This window comes from Aliiruegeria sabulilitoris, assembly GCF_001558155.1.
Classification (GTDB): Bacteria; Pseudomonadota; Alphaproteobacteria; order Rhodobacterales; family Rhodobacteraceae; genus Tropicimonas; species Tropicimonas sabulilitoris.
The window spans coordinates 1-1,285 of record NZ_LOAS01000098.1 but is presented as its reverse complement, the minus strand read 5'-3'; the positions used below and the strand labels follow the sequence as shown (position 1 = coordinate 1,285).

Genomic DNA, 1,285 nt, shown 5'->3' with positions numbered 1-1,285 from the left:
GACTTCGATGATGGGACCGAGGCAGATGGCGCAGGGCGCGTTGTTCTACGAGTTCTCTGTCGATGCCTTTGTTCCCGAGAACCATCTGTTGCGGAGCTTGGATCGGTTCGTGGATCTGTCGGACATTCGCGAAGTCCTGGCGCCGTTCTACAGCGATACGGGCCGCCCTTCGATTGATCCCGAGTTGATGATCCGGATGCTCATCGTGGGTTATGCGATGGGCATTCGATCCGAGCGGCGGCTTTGCGAAGATGTTCATCTGAACCTTGCCTACAGATGGTTTTGCCGTCTGGATCTGACCGATCCAGTTCCGGATCACTCGACCTTTTCGAAGAACCGACATGGCCGGTTCCGCGAGAGCAATTTGTTCCGGCACCTCTTCGAGAGCGTTCTGGCGCGTTGTATTGCCGAAGGGTTGGTCGGGGGCGAGAGCTTCGGGGCGGACGCATCTCTGATCAGAGCCGATGCCAGCCGTTACACGAAGGCTGCCTTCTCAGGTTGGTCGGCGTCGGCTACCGCAAACCGGGCAACACAGGAGTATCTCGACACGCTCGATGATGCTGCCTTCGGGGCTGCAACACCGGTGAAGCCGAAAGCGATCTCGCCCTCGGACCCGGCCGCCAGGTACACCAGTGCCAACGGTGACAGGCCCTTCTTTGCCTACAGCACGAACTACCTGGTCGATCTGGACCACGCTGTCATCGTCGACGTGGAAGCCACGACACCGATCCGTCAGGCCGAAGTCGGATCGGTGCGGAAAATGCTGGAGCGCGCCCGAGATCCGTTTGGTCTGCACCCGGAGAAGCTGGCCGCCGACACTGCCTATGGATCCGCAGACATGCTCGGCTGGCTCGTCAAGGAGCAAGGTATTGAGCCGCACATTCCGGTCGTCGACAAATCCGAACGCCGGGATGGCGCGTTTCCAGCAACCGCCTTCCCTTATGATTCAGAGGCCGACGAATACCGTTGCCCCGGCAGGCGGGCATTGAAGCCCTACTGGCGGAAAATCTCAAAAGACCGGCCAGCGTTCGGCAAGGACGGTTTCAAGAAATACTACGCCCGAAAGGAAGACTGCGCCGCTTGCCCGCTGAAGCCCCACTGCACACCCAACCAGGCAACCCGAAAGATCTCTCGCTCAAGGCATGAGGACGCGCGCCAGAAGGCACGGGAGATTGCAACGACCGACGCCTACGTTGCGTCGAGCTACGCCAGGAAGAAAGTGGAGATGCTCTTTGCCCACCTGAAACGCATCATCGGCCTCGACCGTCTACGCCTCAGGGGACCA

General features: G+C 59.8%; 1 protein-coding gene. It reads left to right on the top strand.

Annotated features, from left to right (window positions below):
- Positions 1 to 7 precede the first annotated feature (7 nt).
- Positions 8 to 1,285: transposase (locus AX756_RS24695; RefSeq protein ID WP_231701188.1), on the top strand; the 1,278-nt coding region annotated here is incomplete at its 3' end.